Genomic DNA, 820 nt, shown 5'->3' with positions numbered 1-820 from the left:
CGGTCAGGGCGAGGGCCGCGACACCCGTGCAAGCGGCGGCTCTGAGCAAGGAGGACGGCAGACGAGAGATGCGTGACATGAACAACTCCTGCGGGATTGCGGGCGGGCGGCCGGCATCGGGGCATGCCGTCCCGAAGTGTCATCGTTGACTTATGTCATCGTTGACACTGCTTGGCCAGGATGATGGACTCCGCCTCCGGGCAACGTCAATGCCTTGTGCCCGTCACAAATCGGCAACGGCCGTGGCCGTCGCCGTCCGAAGCGGTTCGGCGAACGCCCGCGACGTGCCCGTTTCTGTCCGCGCGTTGCCAGAGTTCCGAGAGAGAGCAGCCCATGAGCCCGCGCCAGATCACCGTCCTGGGTGAGTGCGTCGCCGACGCGTTCACCGAACCCGCACCCACCCGTGACGAACTCGCCCTGCGGGTGCTGCCGGGCGGCGGACCCGCCAACACGGCAGTGGCCCTGGCCCGGCTGGGAACCCCGGCCCGCTTCCTCGCGCGGCTGTCCGGCGACGTGTTCGGCCGACTGTTCCGGGCCCACCTGGAGGCGTCCGGGGTCGACCTCTCGGGCGCCGTGGAGGCCGCCGAGCCCAGCACGCTGGCCGTGGCCGAGCTGGACGCTCTGGGACAGGCCACGTTCTCCTTCCATGCGCAGGCCACCGCGGACTGGCAGTGGACGGGTGCGGAACTGGCCGGGGTGGACCTGGCCGACACCGCCTGCGTGCACACCGGGTCACTGGCCCTGGTGAAGGAACCCGGGGCGGGGGTGGTGGAGGACTTCCTGGCCGCAGCCGCCTCCGGGGCCACCATCAGCATCGACC

At 70.6% G+C, this 820-nt stretch carries 1 protein-coding gene; it reads left to right on the top strand.

The genetic code is table 11. The annotated features are described in order from the left end of the window. Positions 1-333 precede the first annotated feature (333 nt). Positions 334-820: PfkB family carbohydrate kinase (locus TN53_RS41275; protein WP_046264028.1), on the top strand; the 487-nt coding region annotated here is incomplete at its 3' end.

The sequence above is a fragment of the Streptomyces sp. WM6386 genome, assembly GCF_000972385.1.
Taxonomy (GTDB): Bacteria; Actinomycetota; Actinomycetes; order Streptomycetales; family Streptomycetaceae; genus Streptomyces.
This window is presented reverse-complemented; position numbering and strand designations above follow the sequence as displayed.